The following is a 16,157-nucleotide window of genomic DNA, read 5'->3' on the forward strand; positions in this document are numbered from 1 at the left end:
GTTCGCCGGAATGATCGAGCGCCTGGCGCGGTCGGGCGCCGTCTGGATCATCGCGACGCTTCGGTCGGACCTGCTGCCGCTCCTCGAGAGCAGCCCGCCCTTGATGCGCCTTGCGTCCGACGAACGGCTCTTCCGGGTCAAGAGCCCGAGCCGCTTCGCGCTTCGCGACATGGTCGCGCGCCCGGCCGCAGAAGCCGGGCTGACCTTCAAGGGGCACAACAGCGCCGGCGTCTCGCTCGAGGACATACTTGTCGACGATGCGGCACATTTGGCGGACAGCCTGCCCCTCCTCCAATTCGCTCTCTCCCGCCTCTACGAGCAGCGTGAGCGGAAAAGCGGCGCCCTGACTGTCGAAGACTACGCGCGGTTCGGGAGCCTCGAAGGCGCGATCGGGCGCTATGCGGAGGAGCAGACCGTCGAGGCCTTCGGCCAAGAGACCGAGATGACCCGTGCCGTCGAGGACATCATCGTCGCGCTGGCGCGGTTCGATCGGGAGAGCGGCGCGGCCGTGGGCCGAACTACTACGTTCGAAGTTCATGACAGCAGCCCCAACGGCCGCGCCATCGCGACGCTCGCCAAGGCGCGGCGACATCGCGGCGCTGGGGTCCAATGCCGAGGAGGCGGTCCAAGGATCCGTTGCCGGGGCGGTGAACTTGGCCGGTCTGCGCGCCACTCTCGAAGCGAGAAAGCCCCTGACCATGGCGCAGCAACGGGCGCTTTTCACCAATCCAACCCTGCGCGCGGGCTACAATCGCCTCATCAGGGTGGATCGGCTGCCCGCCGCGGCCGCCGCCGCCCTCCATGCTGCGAGCAGTGCCGCACCTGGCGATGCCCGCTCGGGCGGCGGCGGCCAGCGATCGGGAGATCGACGAGCGGAGCTTCGCGGGCGCGACGATCCACATCGGCTCGGCCGGCCTGCCGAACCAGTTCCTGATCCGCATCCGCTTCGAGGGCGGAGAAGCAAGCTTCGACGTGCTGGAGCTTCAGGGCTCGGACGGGACGCTCGCCTATCTGACCCTGCCGCCGGCGCACAAAGGCGAGATGAAATGGATCGCCGATACCGACGCCCCCGACGTCGGCGAGGCCCTGGCCCTTCTCAGAGACCCGAGGGCAAGCGGCACCTTCCGCCGACGGGAGGATTTCGACTGAACCGACGAAGGCTATCGCATTACATACAGGCCCGAAATCGCCGGCACGTCCCATCTGGTTGTTGCTTTTCACAGGGCCGACAGCGGTTTTGCGGCATGACGGTGTTGGGGTCAGTGTCGATCTGGTCGGTGGATGTTACGTCGATCGAAGGCACGCGGATGCCGCCGCTGCCGGCGTCGCGAAGGGTGACGCTGCCGCTGACACAGATCACGCGGTTGTAATATTGAGTGGGGTCGACCCCATGGGGGGTGAAAACCCACAGGTTCGAGCCGACCAGCATGATGTTGCCCTTGGCACTGGTGACGCGCCCACAGGCTGAGACGTGCTGGTTGACGAAATTCGGTGCCAGGCTGGCATCGATCTTTCCGGGTCCGAAGGGTCCGTTCATCGGCACGGGCGTCGTCTGCGCGTGGCTGGAGGAGTCGATGGCAACAAGACCAGTGAGCAATCCGACTATCCCGGAAACCAGCAACGCTTTTCGGCGGATCGTGACAGTCGCTCGAGAGAAAAACATACGCATGCAAATGTCCTTGCCTTGAAAGCATCCGGCCACAAGAGCGCGTCGACTAAGCTCTTCTCGCGAAACGATACACGATGACGCCACGATTCTTGAACGACGATATCGAGCGATCTGCGGCCCTGCTGAATCTCCAGCCCGACGAGCTCCAGGCGCTGATCTGGATCAGGCATGAGCTGGTGGCAGGCCACATCCTCCATGCCCCTCACAATCGCGACGAGGGCCCGAAGGTGGCCTTCAACATGGGATCATATTCCCAGGGAACAGCGGTCTGCATCGCCAGCTGGATGGAGGTCCGGCTCAGTCGGCGCGTCTACGGCGCCGTGGCGGGCACGCAGCGCCTGTTTCATCCCGATCCCAGGATTTATCGCGACGTCCTGCTGAGCTCGATCACGACGGCGCAGGCGGTTCGCGCGATGGATGAATTTCTCGACGGCAACAAATATGCCTGCTGGAACGCCGCGCTCTCGGAGCCGGCCCCTTACGTGCCGCTCGTTCCGGAGGCCAGTGAAACACGGTATCGGGATCAGGAGGGGTGATGTCGAGGAGCGGTTCGGCCGGCTCCGTCTTTGGCACCAACCGTCCATCCTCCGCACGGTACTCGATCCCTGCTTCGAGGCCTCCGGGTCCGACCACGCCCCAGGCGAAGCGACGGCGTCCCTCCGCGTCGAACCAAGCCCCGACCAGGAGGCAGTTGGTCTCGCCGCACGCCCAGGGAAAAGACGTCCCCACATCGGACCTTGGTTGCCACAACCATCTTATCGACGACATCCTCTTCCACGCGAACGACAGCCCATCGCGCGCTTTCGAGTTAGGCCACCCGAGGATCGCCCAGGCCGTTGCGAAGCCCCCGGAATCCTCCCGGCGCCGTGAGATCGGGGGTCCACGATGGGCTCACCGCTGGACCGAAGCTGGGGAAGTCGCTGCCGCGAGCGTGATCGACGCCGCAGAGGACGAATGGCGGCATCGAGGCAGGCGTTGGGTCCAGCATGTGGCTTCCTTTGGCATGGCTCCGTAGTGTTCCGTAAAACTGTTTCGATGGAAATGCCGTCATGTCCGAGAATGATGACCGGGACCCGAAGGCCCGGGCCCTAGCGGGAGATCCCTCCGCGCAGATCGCCATGGGCATGGCGGCGATCAAGACCTCGACACCGGAAGGAGAAGCGGAAGGGCTCGCTTGGTTCAGGAAAGGCGCCGAACAGGGGCATGCGCCGGCGGCGGTGCACCTCGGCGTCTTCCTCATCCGCCGCGGCAATGCCTGCCTGCGCGGGCGCGTGAAAAGCGACGACCCGGTGGCTGAAGCCGAAGCGCTGTTTCGCGAAGCTGCCCGCTACGACTATGGCCCTGCGCAGTATTCTCTGGCGCGGCTGCTCACGCGGCCGGGTCGGTCTGAGAACGACAAATCCAAGGGCGAGGATTGGTTTGCTCGCGCGGTCGAACGAGAGGAACCGCGCGCGCAGCGGCGCCTAGGCCTACAGGCCGCGCGGGCGACCCCCCCGACTATCAGACGGCCCACCTGTGGATGGGCAAGGCCGCCGAGCAGGACGATCCGGTCGCGCTGCGATGGTTGGGGATCGCCTTCGACGAAGGGCTTGGGGTCGAGAAGGATCCCGCTGAGGCGGCTCGCCTCTATCTCAAGGCCGCTGAAGAGGGGGATCGCGAGGGCGCGTTCGGTATCGGATTGGCCCTGCAGTTCGGGACCGGTATCGAGCGCGATCCCGTCGAGGCTCTCGAATGGTACGAGGCCGCCGCCGACGCCGGCCATGCACGCGCGAGCTTCAATCTCGCGGCGATGTTGAGCGAAGGCGCTTCGGTGCCCCGCGATATCGTCCGTGCGATCGAAGCCTACAAGCGGGCCGCCGAGGCGGGCGAGATGCGTGCGCTCGTCAACCTTGGCAATCTCCATGTGCGCGGCGATGGCGTGCCGCGGGACGATGCCGAAGCGGCGCGTTGTTTCGCGCAAGCGGTGGAGAGCGGCGACGCGCGCGCGGCCTACCACCTCGCTCTCCTCCATATTCACGGTCGTGGCGTCGCCATGGACCTTGTCGAAGCCCGGTCGCTGCTTCTCTTCGCGCGCCGCGATCCGCATCCCACGTTCCGGGATGCGCTCGATGACCTCGATCGAGTGCTCGACGAAGCCACGAAAAGTGAAGCGGCGGCGCGTGCGCGAGACCGATTGGGCGCCCTTCATTAGGAATGCAGCTCGGATTGGTGCAGGCGCGCCAGCCGAACGGCGTCCTTCGTCGCGCTTGCGGCGAGAGGGTACCGGCGGGCCGATGAGATATGTGTTCTTCTTCCCCGCTTCGGGGAAGGTGGCGCCCGAAGGGCGAAGCCGGCGAGAGGCTTCGGCACGCGAAGCGTGTTGGAGCGGCCAGCGGAGGGGACGGATGGGGCTCTCGGCTCCGGGGAGAACCCTATCCGTCCCGGTTGGCGCCGGTCCACCTTCCCCTGCAAGGGGAAGGTGGGACGAGGGGTGGTGCTCTCGCTGAGCCCGGTGTAGGCCCGCCGCCTTCACGATGTCAGCGCTGCCAAGCCTTCAACAGCTCCGCGATGCGTTCGTTCGTGCTCTTTTGGCGGGCAGGCGCCTCGTCCCGCTTCGGCCGGGTCACCAGCGGGCTCCAATCGACGTAGAACCATTGCACCTCCGCATCCGGGACGGTCGCCATGTCCGCGGCGGCGTCGATTCCGGCCTCCGTCATCCGATAGAAGTGGATCTTGACCTTGTCGCCGGGCTCAATCCGCGCCAGGGCATCGCTGAGGCTGCCCTGATCCCAGACAGGGTAGACGAAGCCGTTGGACCATGCGACGGAGTAGACGAAATCGCCGGCATGCAGGCCGATGGACGCCGCCGCGCCGTTGGCGTCCACGCTCTTCACGAAGAGCGCCGACCTCGGCAGCGTGAGGCTGCTGAAGTCCGGGGATTTGACCACCACGCCAAGGTCAGGACGGGAGACCGCGCCATTCGCGAGGATCGCGCGGGCGTAGCGGGCCGCCGTCTCCGCGCTGCGTGCATAGGAAATGCCCGTCCGGGAAGCGTGCACCGGAATGTCATCATCGACATTGGCCTTCTTCGCCGTCGCGCTGACAATATCGCCGACCTTCACGCTGGCGACCGAAATGTAGCTGTTCACGCCGACCACCTCGCCCAGCCGATTCAGGAGGGGGCCGCCGGAATCGCCGTGATTGACCGCCGCATCGGTCTGCACGAGATCGCTGACCGTGCCATCGAGATAGGAGCGATGCAGCGCGCTGACGATGCCGCGGGACACCGTGGCCTCGCCGTCGATGGCATCGGCGAAGCCGATGGCGATGGCTTCCTGTCCCACCTCGATGGTGCGCGCGTCGGCAAAGCGCAGCGGCTTGCATTCGGCTCCGAGTCCGTCGACGTGGATGACGGCGATGTCGCCCGGGGCGTCGCAGCCCACCACGGTCGCGTTCAGCCGCAAGGCCGGATCGTCCGGGAACTGCACGGCCACCTCGATCTTGCCCACCGGCTTGTCGTCGTCCGACGACACGACGTGGCAGTTGGTGACCAAGTCCCCGTTCCCGTCGACGACGAAACCGGTCCCCGTGCCCACATGGGTTCCGAGATTGCCGTCCTTCCGCTTGTACGGAATCTTCACGACGATCTTGCCGATACTGAGCTTTGCGGCTTTGACCATGTCGGCGATCGGCAGCTCGGGCGCTGCCTGCGCATGGGTTGCCACGGCGGCTGACAGCGCGAGGGCGCTGATCGGAAGTCTGCAGGTGCGTCCAAACATCATGATCTCCCTGCCGCTCGCATGATGGCGGCTATTTGGGGAGACGGATGCTTGATCGGATTTCGGCGGAGCCTCGTGGAGATTTTCCGTGGAGCCCTAAAAGCCAGCACCCCTCCGTCCTGATCTACGACAGGTTTCGACGGTCTGGCGCCACCACGCGCCCGGACGGGGAAATTGTGTCGTGACCCAGGAGATCACGATCAGTATGCACAATCGACCGGATGACGATTCGCTTTCGCGCTTTCGGGATGGCGTCGTCCGCAAGGGCAGCGGCCTGCCGATCCCGCTCACGGCCACGCGCTTTCACGTCAACCTGCAAGGCCATGTCGCGGCGGTTGAGACGTGGCGGACGTTTCGCAACGGGGAATCCGAGAGCATTGAGGCGACGCTGACAATGCCGATGCCCGTCCGCGCTGTCCTTTACCATCTCGATGCGACCGTCGACGGGCGCACGCTGAATGGGATCTGCCAGCCCCGCGAGGCAGCGCGCCAGACCTACGAGGATGCCATCGACGAAGGCCGGCTCGCCGTGCTTCACGAGGAAGTCCTTCGGGGCATTCATCAGCTCTCCCTCGCGCATCTCGCGCCGGGGGCGGAGGTCGTCATCCGCGCCCGGTGGGCCGCTTTGCTCGTTCCGAATGGGCCGAGGCGTGTGATGTTGCGCATCCCGCTGACGGTTGGCGATGTCTACGGACGCTCGCCGCTCAGGGCGTCGGACCGCCTCAGCAATGGAGGACCGAACGGGATGGCGCCTCTGAGTATCTCGGCAGGGGACAAGACCGTCTGGCTCGGGGAGACGGCGCTTCAGGCCGGGGAGATCGAGGTGCCGCTCAATCGACCCATCGATCTGTCCATGGAGGCCCCAAGCCGGTCGAACAGCGCCGGCCGCGCGGCTGACGGCCGATCGATCGCGTTGTCGATCGTGGCAGAACCCGAAAGCGACCACGCGATCGCGGCGGCGATCCTCGTCGATCGGTCGGGCTCGATGGCCGAGCGCTGCTCCGCCGACGCCGCCACCACGAAGCACGGTTCGGTGGTGGCCGGGCTTCGATCGGTGTCCGGCCTCCTGCGATCGGCAGACCGGATCGATCTCTTCGAGTTCAACCAAGCCTGCCAGGCTCTCGGCAAGGCCACGACGGCGGGCGGATTCGAGGAGTTGCTCTGGCACCTGGGAGGGCCGGAAGGCGGCACGGAAATCAGCGGAGCGCTGCAGGAGGCGATCGACCGGTCACCCGCGATGGACGTCCTCATCGCACCGACGGCAGGAGCTACGCCCCCGATGCCATGGCCCTGGCACGGACCGGGCGCCGCTTCTCGGTGGTGCTGATCGGGGAAGGCAGCCTCGAAGCCGGGATCGGTCATCTCGCCGCATTGACCGGGGGCTCCCTCGTCGTGGCGCGCGGCAGCGACGTCGCCGGCGCGGTGGCCAGCGCCATCGCGGCCTTGCGCACAAAGCACGAAGAGGCCGAGATGATCGAGGGTCCGCTCGATCGGTTGATTGCCGTTCGGGATGGGCTGCGAATCACGGCCGAATGGCGGCTGCCAGTCGAAACAGACTTGCCAGCTCTGGAGGCAGTGGCGGCGCTGGCCACCACCCTCGCCTTGCCCCGGTTGCCGGAAGCACAGGCCACGGCCCTGAGCGTGGCGGAGGGGCTGGTCGGCCCACTGACAAGCCTTGTCCTGGTCGATCGTGACGGGGCGCGACAGAGCGGTCTGCCTGTCACGCGCAAAATCGACGTGCCGGCACCTGCGGCCTCGTCACCGAGATTGACCGGCGTCGCCCTTGGCCACAGCTACGACGGCGACAGCATGATGATGATGCGGAGGGAGCCGCCGATCCCGACAGGGTTGAGCCGGATGGTTCACCGGGTCTCGCATGCCGCGTCGCAATGGCTGGAGCGATCGCCGATCAGCAGACGTCCCAGCAGTCCGTGGCCACAGGTTCCCGCCGACCTTTGGGATGCCGCCGGGCCCCAGCTGGTTGACGGGGATCTCAGCGGTTTGCCGCCCGACATGGCGGACCAGGTCCAGCGCTTGGCGGCGCGGGCCACTCTCAAGCGGGTCGCCCGGATCCTGGGCCTCTCGCCGGTGGTGTTGGTCCTGGGCATTCTGGCCCGGCGCGATGCCACGGGCAGCCGAACGGCCGAGCGCGTCGCTCGCCGCATCTTCGCGCCCCTGAACGACGATGTGGTCGCCAGGACCCTCGCGACCTTGCCGATCTAGGGGTACGAGCCCTGCACAACGCTCCCGCGCCGTCCGGCGCGGGGGTCCAAAAGCTTCCCTCGATTCCGTGTCGCGGAGGTCTGGACCCGCGGCGCCGGACTTGTCTCACTCCCGGGATGGATGCCTTCTATGACTGATACGACCTTGGAGCCTGTGGCTCGGCCACGACCGGCCGACGGCTGGCGAATGCGCCGGATCTGGATCGGCGCCGCCTGCGGCGCGTGGTTTGCGGCGGCCCGCTGGATCCTCGATTTCTGGCCTCTGGGTGCGGGCGTTCCGCAGGCCCTGCGTGTGGTGGTCGACCTCTCGCGCCTCGTGCTCATCCTGCCGCTCGCCGGTTTCGTCCTCACGCTTCTGATCGGGATGAGCATCGCCTTGTGGCGACGATATTTCCGTCGGGCGGCGAGCAGCCTCCTGGCCCTTGCGGCGCTTCCGGTCTGCTACGTCATCATCGCGCGGTCGTCCGTGCTCGATCCCTGGCTATGGTACACGATCGCCAACAAATCCCAGCTCGAAACCGTCGCCACCACCGCACCGGCAACGGCCCCGCGCTATGCCGTGCTCAAGGCCGAGGACGTGTCGTCCGGTTTCGCCGGGATCGATCCCAACCACTTCGTCCTGCTCGTCTACGACGACAGCGACGACATCGGTCGCGCGCCGGGCGACCGTCCAGCTATTTGGCAGAACCGAACCGTGCCCGGACTCGATCTTCCGCTGCCAAAGGGCCGGCATCTCATCGGCTATTTCTTCCGGGCCGATTGCTACGATTGAGAGGCATCGTGCGCGCGGCGCCCCGCGCCGTGCTCATGATTCTTCCGGCTCGATCACGCAAAAAGTCTCTGGCCCTTCGTCACCTCTAGCAGGCCGCCATTGGGGCGGCCTGCTAGAGGTGACGGACATGAGCAAGCATTTTTCTCAAGCCCTGAAGGCGCGCCGCCTCGTTACCGGCCTCGCTGGCCTTGGTGGCCTCGGCGCTCTGGCGCTGCTCGGCGGGTTGATCACAACAACCTCGCCGGCGCTCGCGTGCGAGGCGATCATGACCGATGCCTATGGCAACTTCATCATGGACTGCTCGCATGATGCGGGCGTCGCCGCCGGCCCCCGCTACGCGGCCATCGCCAGACAGACCCGCGGCAAGGCGATCGGCTATGCGTGGAACTATTCCGATCGGCGGGCGGCGGAGCGGGCCGCCGCATCGAGCTGCGACCTCGAGGCCAATGCGATGGGCGCTTGCTCATCCGTGATCTGGGCCGTCAACGCTTGCGCGGCCATTGCTTTCGCCGACGACGGCAGCTCCGGCACTGCGTGGGGCGAGAGTGCGGACAAGGCGAAGAAGGCGGCGCTGGCCGCCTGCGACAAGAACGATTGCAAGGTCCGCAAGGTCGTCTGCACCGATTGAGTATTTCAAGGGCGAGGTGGCTCTAGGCGACGGGGCGGGAGCGGTCACATGTCGAGCTTGGCGACGCCGCCCATCTGCTGGAGCAGCGTCAGGTTGTCCTCGATGTGCCAATTGTTGGTGACCTTGCCGTCCGCCAGCTTGAGCAGGTCCTTCGCGATGAAACGGATCGGCTGACCGGTGCCCTTCAGCTTGCCGAAGGTGCCCGTGAAGTGGCCAGTGAAGGCCATGTGGACGGTCATCATGTCGCCGGCGACCACCAGCTTCTCGACCGTCACGCCGAGATCCGGCACGGCCGCGCGGAAGGTCTTGGACGCGAAGGCAGGGCCGCTCGGCCGGCAACGTGTGGTCCGTGAAGCTCGGCGCCACGGCGCGATTCAGGAAGGCTTGGTCGCCCGTGTTCCAGAACCCGTAGAAGGCACGCGCGGCGACGAGGTCGGCCTCGCGCTACATTACCGGAATGCCGGGCGCCACGACCGTGTCCTCGATGGTCACGTCAGCCGCTGCCGCAGGCGCGACGCTCGCCAGGAAAAGCGCGAAGCCAAGGACTTTGACGGTCACGAGACGCTCTCCGTGGTCGGCTCTGAGACAGAACCCTGGGCGGCTTCGAGGTCCCGCGGACGGAAGGTGACATGGTCCGGCATGGCGGCACTCACGCGATGGCGCCGCCACCGTCGACGCGCACGGTCGAGCCCGTCGCGAAGGGCGTGGTGACCAGGAATAGGACCGCCTGGGCGATGTCCTCCGGCTGGCCGACGCGTCGCGCGGGCAGGCGTTCGGCCGCGCCCGCGAACATGGCGGCGCGCTTCTCCTCCGGCATGCCCGACCAGAGCGGCGTCTCGATCATTCCGGGGGAGACCGCATTGACCCTCACTGGCGCGAGTTCGAGGGCGAGGCCGCGCGCCAGGGCTTCGAGCGCCGCGTTGATGGCGCCCTGCAGCACCGCGCCGGCCGAGGGACGCACACTGAGGAAGCCGGAGACGAAGGTGAGCGAACCGCCCTCGACGATCCTGGCGGCGCGGGCGACCCGATAGGCGCCCCAGAACTTGGACTCCATGGCGCGTCGCGCATCGTCCAGCGACAGGCCGCGCACCGGACCCGAGGCAGTCTGCGCGGCCGAGATCACGATGTGATCGAAGGGCTCCCGGTCGGCGAAGAAGCGCACGACCGCCGCATCGTCACCAGTGTCCAGCTCGGCCGCGGTGGCGTCGTGTCCGATGGCCTGGACGGCCGCGTCGAGCTTGTCGCGCGAGCGGGAGGCAACGGTCACGCGGGCGCCCTGCGCCGCTGCGAACTGCGCGGTCGCGAGGCCGATGCCGGAGCTGCCGCCCACGACGAGGAATTGCTTGTTCGAGAGAAGGGACATGCTGCTGATCCTTGGCGGAGGCGCCAGCCCATCTGGCGACGCCGCCTCGTTAGAGATGGGATCAGGCGGCTGAGCCGGGAAGCTCGCTCTGGCCGGCCGGGCCGCGATCGAGCCCTGGCGTCCGGCCCCGATGCTGGAGCGCCCAGGCGGCGATCTCATCCTTGCGGGCGAACCACACGCCTGGCTTGCTCTTGGCGTAAGCCAGGAAGCGGTCCAGCACGCGGACTCGGTTGGCATGGCCGGAGATGCGGTCGTGCAGGCTGACCACCATCATACGGCGGCGGGTAGCGCCTTCCTCATAAAGCTGGTCGAACTCGTCCCGCAGCGCCTGTTCGTACGCAGCGGCGTTCCAGCCGACGAAGGGGAACGAGACGATGTCGTTGATGTGGAACGTGTAGGGCACCGTGACGAAGTCGCCGCCCTTGAGCGGCACGATGAAGGGCTCGTCCCGGCTTGGCTCGTCGATATGGTAGGTGAAGCCGAGGCTTTGCAGGATGTCGAGCGTTCGCACCGAGTTGCGCATCCAATAGGCGTTCCAGCCCTTAGGCGTCTGGCCGGTCGCCTTGGCGATGCTCTCGACGCTGTCGGCAATGAAGCGCCGCTCGGCGTCGCCATCCAGGAAGTAGCTGTTCTCCCAGGTGCGGCCATGAGCGGCCGCTTCGTGGCCGCGGCGGACGATCTCGTTGGCGAGATCGTCCGCCTTCTCGACGGCCCGGCCGATCATGAAGGACGAGAGCTTCACGCCATGCTTGTCCATCAGATCGAGGATGCGGGGCACGCCTTCGTAGACGCCGTACTGGAAGAAGGCGTTGGTCGGCAGATCCGGCAGGTCGTCTCTGATCGGGTCGGGGATGACCCCGCCGGCACCAGAGATCGGCTGGCCGCCAGCCTCGAACATGAGGGAAAAGCTCACGGCCAAACGAGCTTCGTTGGGCCAAGCGGAATCCTGGGTCGTCATGGTGCTCTCCTGAGAGTGGAGGGAGAAAGGGGCAGATGCCGCTGCGGCGGCGGCGAGGCCGGTGCCGAGCAGCGTCCGGCGCGTGATGGGAGCGGCAAGGTGGGTCATGCGGCCTTCAGCTCCTTCCCGGATGCGACGTCGAGCCAGTGCGGTGGTCAACCGCGGCGCCGTGCAGCACTTGCTGAAGGGCGGCGTACATGCCGCCATTGCCGGCGATGATACCTTCGCCGCTCCAGCCGAACGTCGCGCCGTCCAGGTGTGTGACGGTGCCGCCTGCCTCGCGGACGAGGAGCGAGCCGGCCAGCCAGTCCCCGGCGTCGCGCCCGTTCTCCCAATAGGTGTCGAGCCGCCCAGCGGCGACGTAGGCGAGTTGCAACGAGACGGCGGCCATGGGACGCACCACGAAGACGGCGCGCGTGGCTGCACCGAGAAGCGCCAGGGCCTCGGCATGTTCGGCCTCGCCGACTTGGGCCAGTGGAGGGATGGCCGTGCCGACGACGGCTGCCGAAACATCCGTCTTGAGCGAGACTGCGATCGGCACCCCGTTACATGTGGTGCCGCTGTTCTCGATCGCTGCGAATAGCTCATCCCCCTTGGGATCGTAGACGATCGACGCCACGGCACGCCCGTGCCGAACGAGGGCAAGGGAGCTTGACCAGAGGGGTAGCCCCTGGAGAAAATGATAGGCGCCATCGATCGGATCGAAGAGCCAGTAATCATGGCCATCCGGACGGGCTTCCTCGCTGGTCCACCCGATCTCCGGATGAAGCTCCGCAAGCGACGCGCGCAGGCTGCGCGAAGCCTGCGCGCTCACCTCGCGAGCGTGACGGATCAGATTAGCTGGAGACGCGTCAAGGGCCGTCTTGGGTCCGGTCCGCGCGAGGTCGTCGGAAAGGCTTCTGAGCGCTTCGGCGCACCGGTCGAGGTCGAGGTCGGCTGCCACAAGGCACCTTCGTGTTGACTGATGCGGCCGAAAATATGAGCTTTGGCTCACGCCTCAAACTCGCATTCAGCCCATGAACCGAGCGTCATCCACGCGGAAATTCGCCCCTCGAAAATTGGCCCACCAGGAACGGGCCACGCGGACGGTCGACGCCATCTTGGAAGGCGCGGCTCACATTCTGGAGAAGCTCGGCTTCGAGGGTTACACCACGAACGCCATCGCTGATCGGGCCGGCGTCAGCATCGGCTCGCTGTACCAATACTTCCCGAACAAGGACGCCGTGACGCTGGCGCTCATCGAGCGTGAGTCCGCCGTCCTCGTCAGGGAGATTGAGGCGGCCGCTGAGATCCCGGAGTGGCGCGAGGCTATCCGGGGTATGAACCAGGCAGCCGTACGGCATCAGCTCCGCCGACCCGTCCTCGCCCGGCTGCTCGACGTGGAGGAGGCTCGCCTGCCGACGCGGGACCCTGCCGCTCCGGGCGCAGGCGCAATCTTTGGCGCAATGACCTCCGTCCTGGCCCGGGCGGAACTCACCGGGTCCGTGCAGCAGATCGCGACCGATCTCATGGGGATCACGCGCGGCCTCACAGATATGGCGGGTCGTGCCGGAGACCTGGACGCCGACGACCTCGAACGTCGTGTCCACCAGGCTGTGTTTGGTTACCTTGGTGGAAGGAGCGGTGCGCCGCGACGGTAAGGGACATGTCGCACTTGTGCCCGGCGGGCGATCTTCAAGGGGCCGGTGCGCCGTGCTTAGATTCCTGAAAAAGCTCGGCCTGGAGGGCTGCTTTGGAAGACGCCCAAAGGTCAGATCAACGGCCGAGACGGGCGCTTAGGAGCCGTTGTACCCTCGTCATAGCGTCGATTGATTTTTGACCTCTTGATGCGTGTTGTCTATCTGAAGACGCCGGGGGACACCGGCGGCGCGCCCGTTTTTGGGTGCTCGGACACTTCAGCGCTTTTGTTGTTGGTGATGATTTGAAGGGCGTGAGACCGGCTTCGCAGATGGCCGATCGCATGTTCCTGATCCTCCCGTTGGGGCACAACCAATGTCGCGGATGCCTGTATCCCGACTTGCGTTATCGTGCCATCACTGTTTCTGTAGCTGCGATCAAGTTTATTTACAGCTTTGTTTGGTAGGCCAACCCAGTGATTGTCTGTAAAGAGCATGGTCATTTCTCACACACAAGCCTGAGCATCTGTAGAATTTTCCCTGTAATTACCCAGGGGCCATTTGAGTGGGGTCAGGCGCTGACGGTCTGGAGAATGATCTCGAAGGCGTTGTTGCCGGGCCGGAGGCGCGCGGTGTCCACCACGGTACGGACATCGGCCTCGCCCTGAGCTGCCCACATGGCGCGATACCGTTGGTGACCTTGCGCTGGATGACCGATGGTCTGAGTGCGCGTTCACAGCCATTGTTTGACGCGTCGACAAGGCCCGGCCATTTAGCAAAGGTGAGAAGTTGGTCGCGCGCTCGTCTGAACTTAAGCCTCCAACGTAGACCCAGAAATCGCAAAGTTCAACCGAGCGGCTTCGGGGGGCGTTCTAAGTGGAACGGGCAGGACAGCAATTCTAGTGAAATCGCCTTGCGTCGCTTCAGAAATTGAGGATGAGCGCCGAACAGTACGCTCAGCAATTATTATTACAACAACGGACGCTTCCGTTTGCCTCGACAAAGCGATCAGGAACACGTTCGGCCTTCAAAAGCCAAGCGGCGACAAAGGAGACTTTTCCGCGCTCTGCAACCTCTATACGGGCTATAGACGCTTTGCGCGCACCCACGATGATCTGGACACGCTAATCGCAAACGATGCGATGGGCTGCAATCATTCTGAGTGAGGTGTCTGCTCGTGGCCACGCTTTCGTCATGCAACGCGGCAAGCGCTACCAAAATAGGCTTGACCCCGACGGACCGATTTTAGAAGCCTTCTTTTTTGATGTCTCAGTTCGGCTTCGTCGTCTTCGGCGAAGCGCCGGGCACATTCACCATTCTTGGGGTTGCGTGATCATCGCGTCCTGCGTCCTGTCAACAAGGCGGGGTTCGTAGCAAACCGCCCGGATGACCGATCAACCCTTGATGCCGCCGGTCTGAAGACCCGCCATGAAATAGCGCTGCAGGAAGAAGAACAGGAACAGGCTCGGCAGGCTGAGGAGAGTCACGGCCGCCATGCCGTTCCCGTAGCCTTCGAGTTGTGTGTGGGACCCGATGGTGGGCGCGAAGGCCGCGACGCCGACCGGCATCGTCTTCATCGTCTCGTCGAAGGTGACGAGAAGCGGCCAGAGGAAGTTATTCCAGTTCAGATTGAACAGGATCACGGTCGCGGCGATGGTTGGCGCGCGGGCGATCGGCAGGGCGATGCTCCAGAACGTGCGCCAGCGCGAGGCGCCGTCCATCCGGGCCGCGTCTTCCAGTTCGCCAGGAAAGCTCAGGAAGAACTGTCGGAAGATGTAGACGCCGACCACCTGGGCGATCGAGGGCAGGATCAGCGCCTGATAGGTGCTGGCCCAGCCGACCCGGATGAAGCCGATCAGCATGGGAATGACGGTAACTTCGATCGGCACCATCAGCGAGGCGATGAACAGCGCGAACAGCACCGTGCGGCCGGGAAACCGCATGCGGGCCAGCGCGTAGCCGGCAAGCGCGGACGACAGCACACCCAGCACGGTCGCGGTGCCGGCGACCAGAAAACTGTTCAGCGCCCAGCGGATCATCGGGTAGCGCTGGAACACGGCCGCGTAGTGCTCGAGAGTCGGATGCGAGGAGAAGAGCGAAAGACCGCCCAGCAGGCTTTCGGCCGCCGGCTTGAACGAGGTGCTGACCATCCAGAGGAACGGGAACGCCCAGAACAGTGCCACGATGAGCCCTGCCGCCCAGATGACCGTGGTGCCACCTCGACGCAGGGATCTGGCTGTGGCCGGGGTCATGCGCGTCGCCCGAGAAGTCGGCTCTGCACCCAGGCGACCGCGAGAATACACACGAACAGCAGCATCGACACGGCCGAGGCATAGCCCATGAGGTTGCGCACCATCGCGGAATTGTAGACGTGCTGGATGACCGACATGGTCGAGCCCGCCGGCCCGCCGGCGGTCATCAGATAGACCTGGCTGAAGATGCGGAAGGTGGAAATCAATTGCAGCATGATCACCATCGCGATCGTGTTCCAGGTGGCGGGCAGCAGCACGTACCAGACGCGCTGCATCCAGCGCGCGCCATCCATCCGGGCGGCGTCGACGAGGTCCGACGACACATCCTGAAGCGCGGCGAGAAACAGCACGAAGGCGAGGCCCAGATCCCACCAGACCGAGGCCGCGCTGACACCGACCCAGGCCCATTGGGTCGAGGTGAGCCAGGGGATGCCGCCGCCGCCGAAGAGCGCGACGACTTCATTGACAGGCCCGGTGCGGGCGTCGAGCACCGCCACCCAGACGAGCCCCACCACGGTTGCGGCGACGACGTTGGGCGCGAAGAACAGAGTGCGGGCGAGGCCCGCAAGCGGCCAGCGTTGATTGACGTAGAGCGCCGCCGCATAGGCCAGAACCACGACCGAAGGCACGATGACGATCGCATAGCGAATCGTGTTGCCGAAGGCCTGCCACAAGGAGCGGTCCTTGTAGGCACGGACGAAATTGCCAAATCCCACGAAGGTGGGCGTGCCGACGATCGACCAATTGGTGAAGGCCAGGTACAAGCCGAACAACACCGGCAACACGTTGAACAGCACGAACGGCACGGTGAAGAAGGCAACGAACAGGTAGGCGATCGAATCGACCTTCTCGCGTGGGCGCGCAAGCCGCAGGCGATGCGAGGGTGTTTCCACGGGGAGCACGTGTTCGCTCAAGCGAT

At 65.5% G+C, this 16,157-nt stretch carries 17 protein-coding genes and 1 pseudogene; 9 read left to right on the plus strand and 9 right to left on the minus strand.

Annotated features, from left to right (window positions below):
* Positions 1-10: 10 nt before the first annotated feature.
* Complete coding sequence (locus M8523_RS36755; RefSeq protein WP_428350652.1) at positions 11-934, plus strand: nSTAND1 domain-containing NTPase; 924 nt, start codon at positions 11-13, stop codon at positions 932-934.
* Entirely contained in the window at positions 829-1,149 is a 321-nt protein-coding gene (locus tag M8523_RS14500; RefSeq protein ID WP_282585599.1) for a hypothetical protein, read from the plus strand. The genes M8523_RS36755 and M8523_RS14500 overlap by 106 nt, the downstream gene beginning before the upstream one ends.
* 19 nt (positions 1,150-1,168) lie before the next feature.
* Here M8523_RS14500 and M8523_RS14505 read toward each other — a convergent pair whose 3' ends face one another.
* Positions 1,169-1,702 (minus strand): hypothetical protein, encoded by a 534-nt coding sequence (locus M8523_RS14505; protein ID WP_282585600.1) that lies wholly within the window; start codon positions 1,700-1,702, stop codon positions 1,169-1,171.
* A 41-nt stretch (positions 1,703-1,743) separates the two neighbouring features.
* Between M8523_RS14505 and M8523_RS14510 the strand changes: the two genes are divergently transcribed.
* Both M8523_RS14510 and M8523_RS14515 read left to right on the plus strand, forming a co-directional pair.
* Positions 1,744-2,205, plus strand: a complete 462-nt coding sequence (locus M8523_RS14510) for a hypothetical protein (RefSeq protein WP_282585601.1) — start codon at positions 1,744-1,746, stop codon at positions 2,203-2,205.
* A gap of 983 nt (positions 2,206-3,188) precedes the next feature.
* Positions 3,189-3,860 carry a tetratricopeptide repeat protein gene (locus M8523_RS14515; RefSeq protein ID WP_282585602.1) on the plus strand — a complete coding sequence of 224 codons (672 nt, stop codon included), beginning with the start codon at positions 3,189-3,191 and terminating at the stop codon, positions 3,858-3,860.
* A 325-nt stretch (positions 3,861-4,185) separates the two neighbouring features.
* Here M8523_RS14515 and M8523_RS14520 read toward each other — a convergent pair whose 3' ends face one another.
* Positions 4,186-5,430 carry a S1C family serine protease gene (locus M8523_RS14520; protein WP_345894250.1) on the minus strand — a complete coding sequence of 415 codons (1,245 nt, stop codon included), beginning with the start codon at positions 5,428-5,430 and terminating at the stop codon, positions 4,186-4,188.
* Positions 5,431-5,608: 178 nt separating this feature from the next.
* Here M8523_RS14520 and M8523_RS14525 point away from each other — a divergent pair, with 178 nt between their 5' ends.
* The 4 genes from M8523_RS14525 to M8523_RS14540 all read left to right on the plus strand — a co-directional run bounded on the left by M8523_RS14525 (position 5,609) and on the right by M8523_RS14540 (position 9,049).
* Complete coding sequence (locus M8523_RS14525) at positions 5,609-6,754, plus strand: VIT domain-containing protein (RefSeq protein ID WP_282585603.1); 1,146 nt, start codon at positions 5,609-5,611, stop codon at positions 6,752-6,754.
* The gene (locus M8523_RS14530; RefSeq protein WP_282585604.1) at positions 6,712-7,650 is read left to right on the plus strand and encodes a hypothetical protein; all 939 of its coding nucleotides are present in this window, start codon (positions 6,712-6,714) and stop codon (positions 7,648-7,650) included. Before M8523_RS14525 ends, M8523_RS14530 begins: the two co-directional genes overlap by 43 nt.
* 129 nt (positions 7,651-7,779) lie before the next feature.
* Positions 7,780-8,421, plus strand: a complete 642-nt coding sequence (locus M8523_RS14535) for a hypothetical protein (protein ID WP_282585605.1) — start codon at positions 7,780-7,782, stop codon at positions 8,419-8,421.
* A gap of 127 nt (positions 8,422-8,548) precedes the next feature.
* A complete protein-coding gene (locus tag M8523_RS14540) occupies positions 8,549-9,049 on the plus strand; it encodes a DUF4189 domain-containing protein (RefSeq protein ID WP_282585606.1) in 501 nt (166 codons plus the stop codon).
* A gap of 44 nt (positions 9,050-9,093) precedes the next feature.
* Here the strand turns inward: M8523_RS14540 and M8523_RS14545 are convergent, their stop codons facing one another.
* The 4 genes from M8523_RS14545 to M8523_RS14560 form a co-directional block, all read right to left on the minus strand.
* Positions 9,094-9,339, minus strand: coding sequence for an ester cyclase (locus M8523_RS14545; protein WP_282585607.1), 246 nt, complete (start codon positions 9,337-9,339; stop codon positions 9,094-9,096).
* Between the two features lie 359 nt (positions 9,340-9,698).
* Positions 9,699-10,412, minus strand: a complete 714-nt coding sequence (locus M8523_RS14550) for an SDR family oxidoreductase (RefSeq protein ID WP_282585608.1) — start codon at positions 10,410-10,412, stop codon at positions 9,699-9,701.
* A gap of 61 nt (positions 10,413-10,473) precedes the next feature.
* Positions 10,474-11,478, minus strand: coding sequence for a polysaccharide deacetylase family protein (locus tag M8523_RS14555; protein ID WP_282585609.1), 1,005 nt, complete (start codon positions 11,476-11,478; stop codon positions 10,474-10,476).
* A gap of 7 nt (positions 11,479-11,485) precedes the next feature.
* Complete coding sequence (locus tag M8523_RS14560; RefSeq protein WP_282585610.1) at positions 11,486-12,313, minus strand: inositol monophosphatase family protein; 828 nt, start codon at positions 12,311-12,313, stop codon at positions 11,486-11,488.
* A gap of 73 nt (positions 12,314-12,386) precedes the next feature.
* Here M8523_RS14560 and M8523_RS14565 point away from each other — a divergent pair, with 73 nt between their 5' ends.
* Positions 12,387-13,010 carry a TetR/AcrR family transcriptional regulator gene (locus M8523_RS14565; protein WP_282585611.1) on the plus strand — a complete coding sequence of 208 codons (624 nt, stop codon included), beginning with the start codon at positions 12,387-12,389 and terminating at the stop codon, positions 13,008-13,010.
* Between the two features lie 547 nt (positions 13,011-13,557).
* Here the strand turns inward: M8523_RS14565 and M8523_RS14570 are convergent.
* The 3 genes and pseudogenes from M8523_RS14570 to M8523_RS14580 form a co-directional block, all read right to left on the minus strand.
* Positions 13,558-13,799, minus strand: a pseudogene (locus M8523_RS14570) (IS66 family transposase); the annotation flags it as partial.
* Between the two features lie 581 nt (positions 13,800-14,380).
* Positions 14,381-15,238, minus strand: a complete 858-nt coding sequence (locus M8523_RS14575; protein WP_282585612.1) for a carbohydrate ABC transporter permease — start codon at positions 15,236-15,238, stop codon at positions 14,381-14,383.
* A complete protein-coding gene (locus tag M8523_RS14580) occupies positions 15,235-16,152 on the minus strand; it encodes a carbohydrate ABC transporter permease (protein ID WP_282585613.1) in 918 nt (305 codons plus the stop codon). Before M8523_RS14580 ends, M8523_RS14575 begins: the two co-directional genes overlap by 4 nt.
* Positions 16,153-16,157 lie beyond the last annotated feature (5 nt).

The organism is Lichenifustis flavocetrariae (assembly GCF_026130545.1).
In the GTDB taxonomy this organism is placed as follows: Bacteria; Pseudomonadota; Alphaproteobacteria; order Rhizobiales; family Beijerinckiaceae; genus Lichenihabitans; species Lichenihabitans flavocetrariae.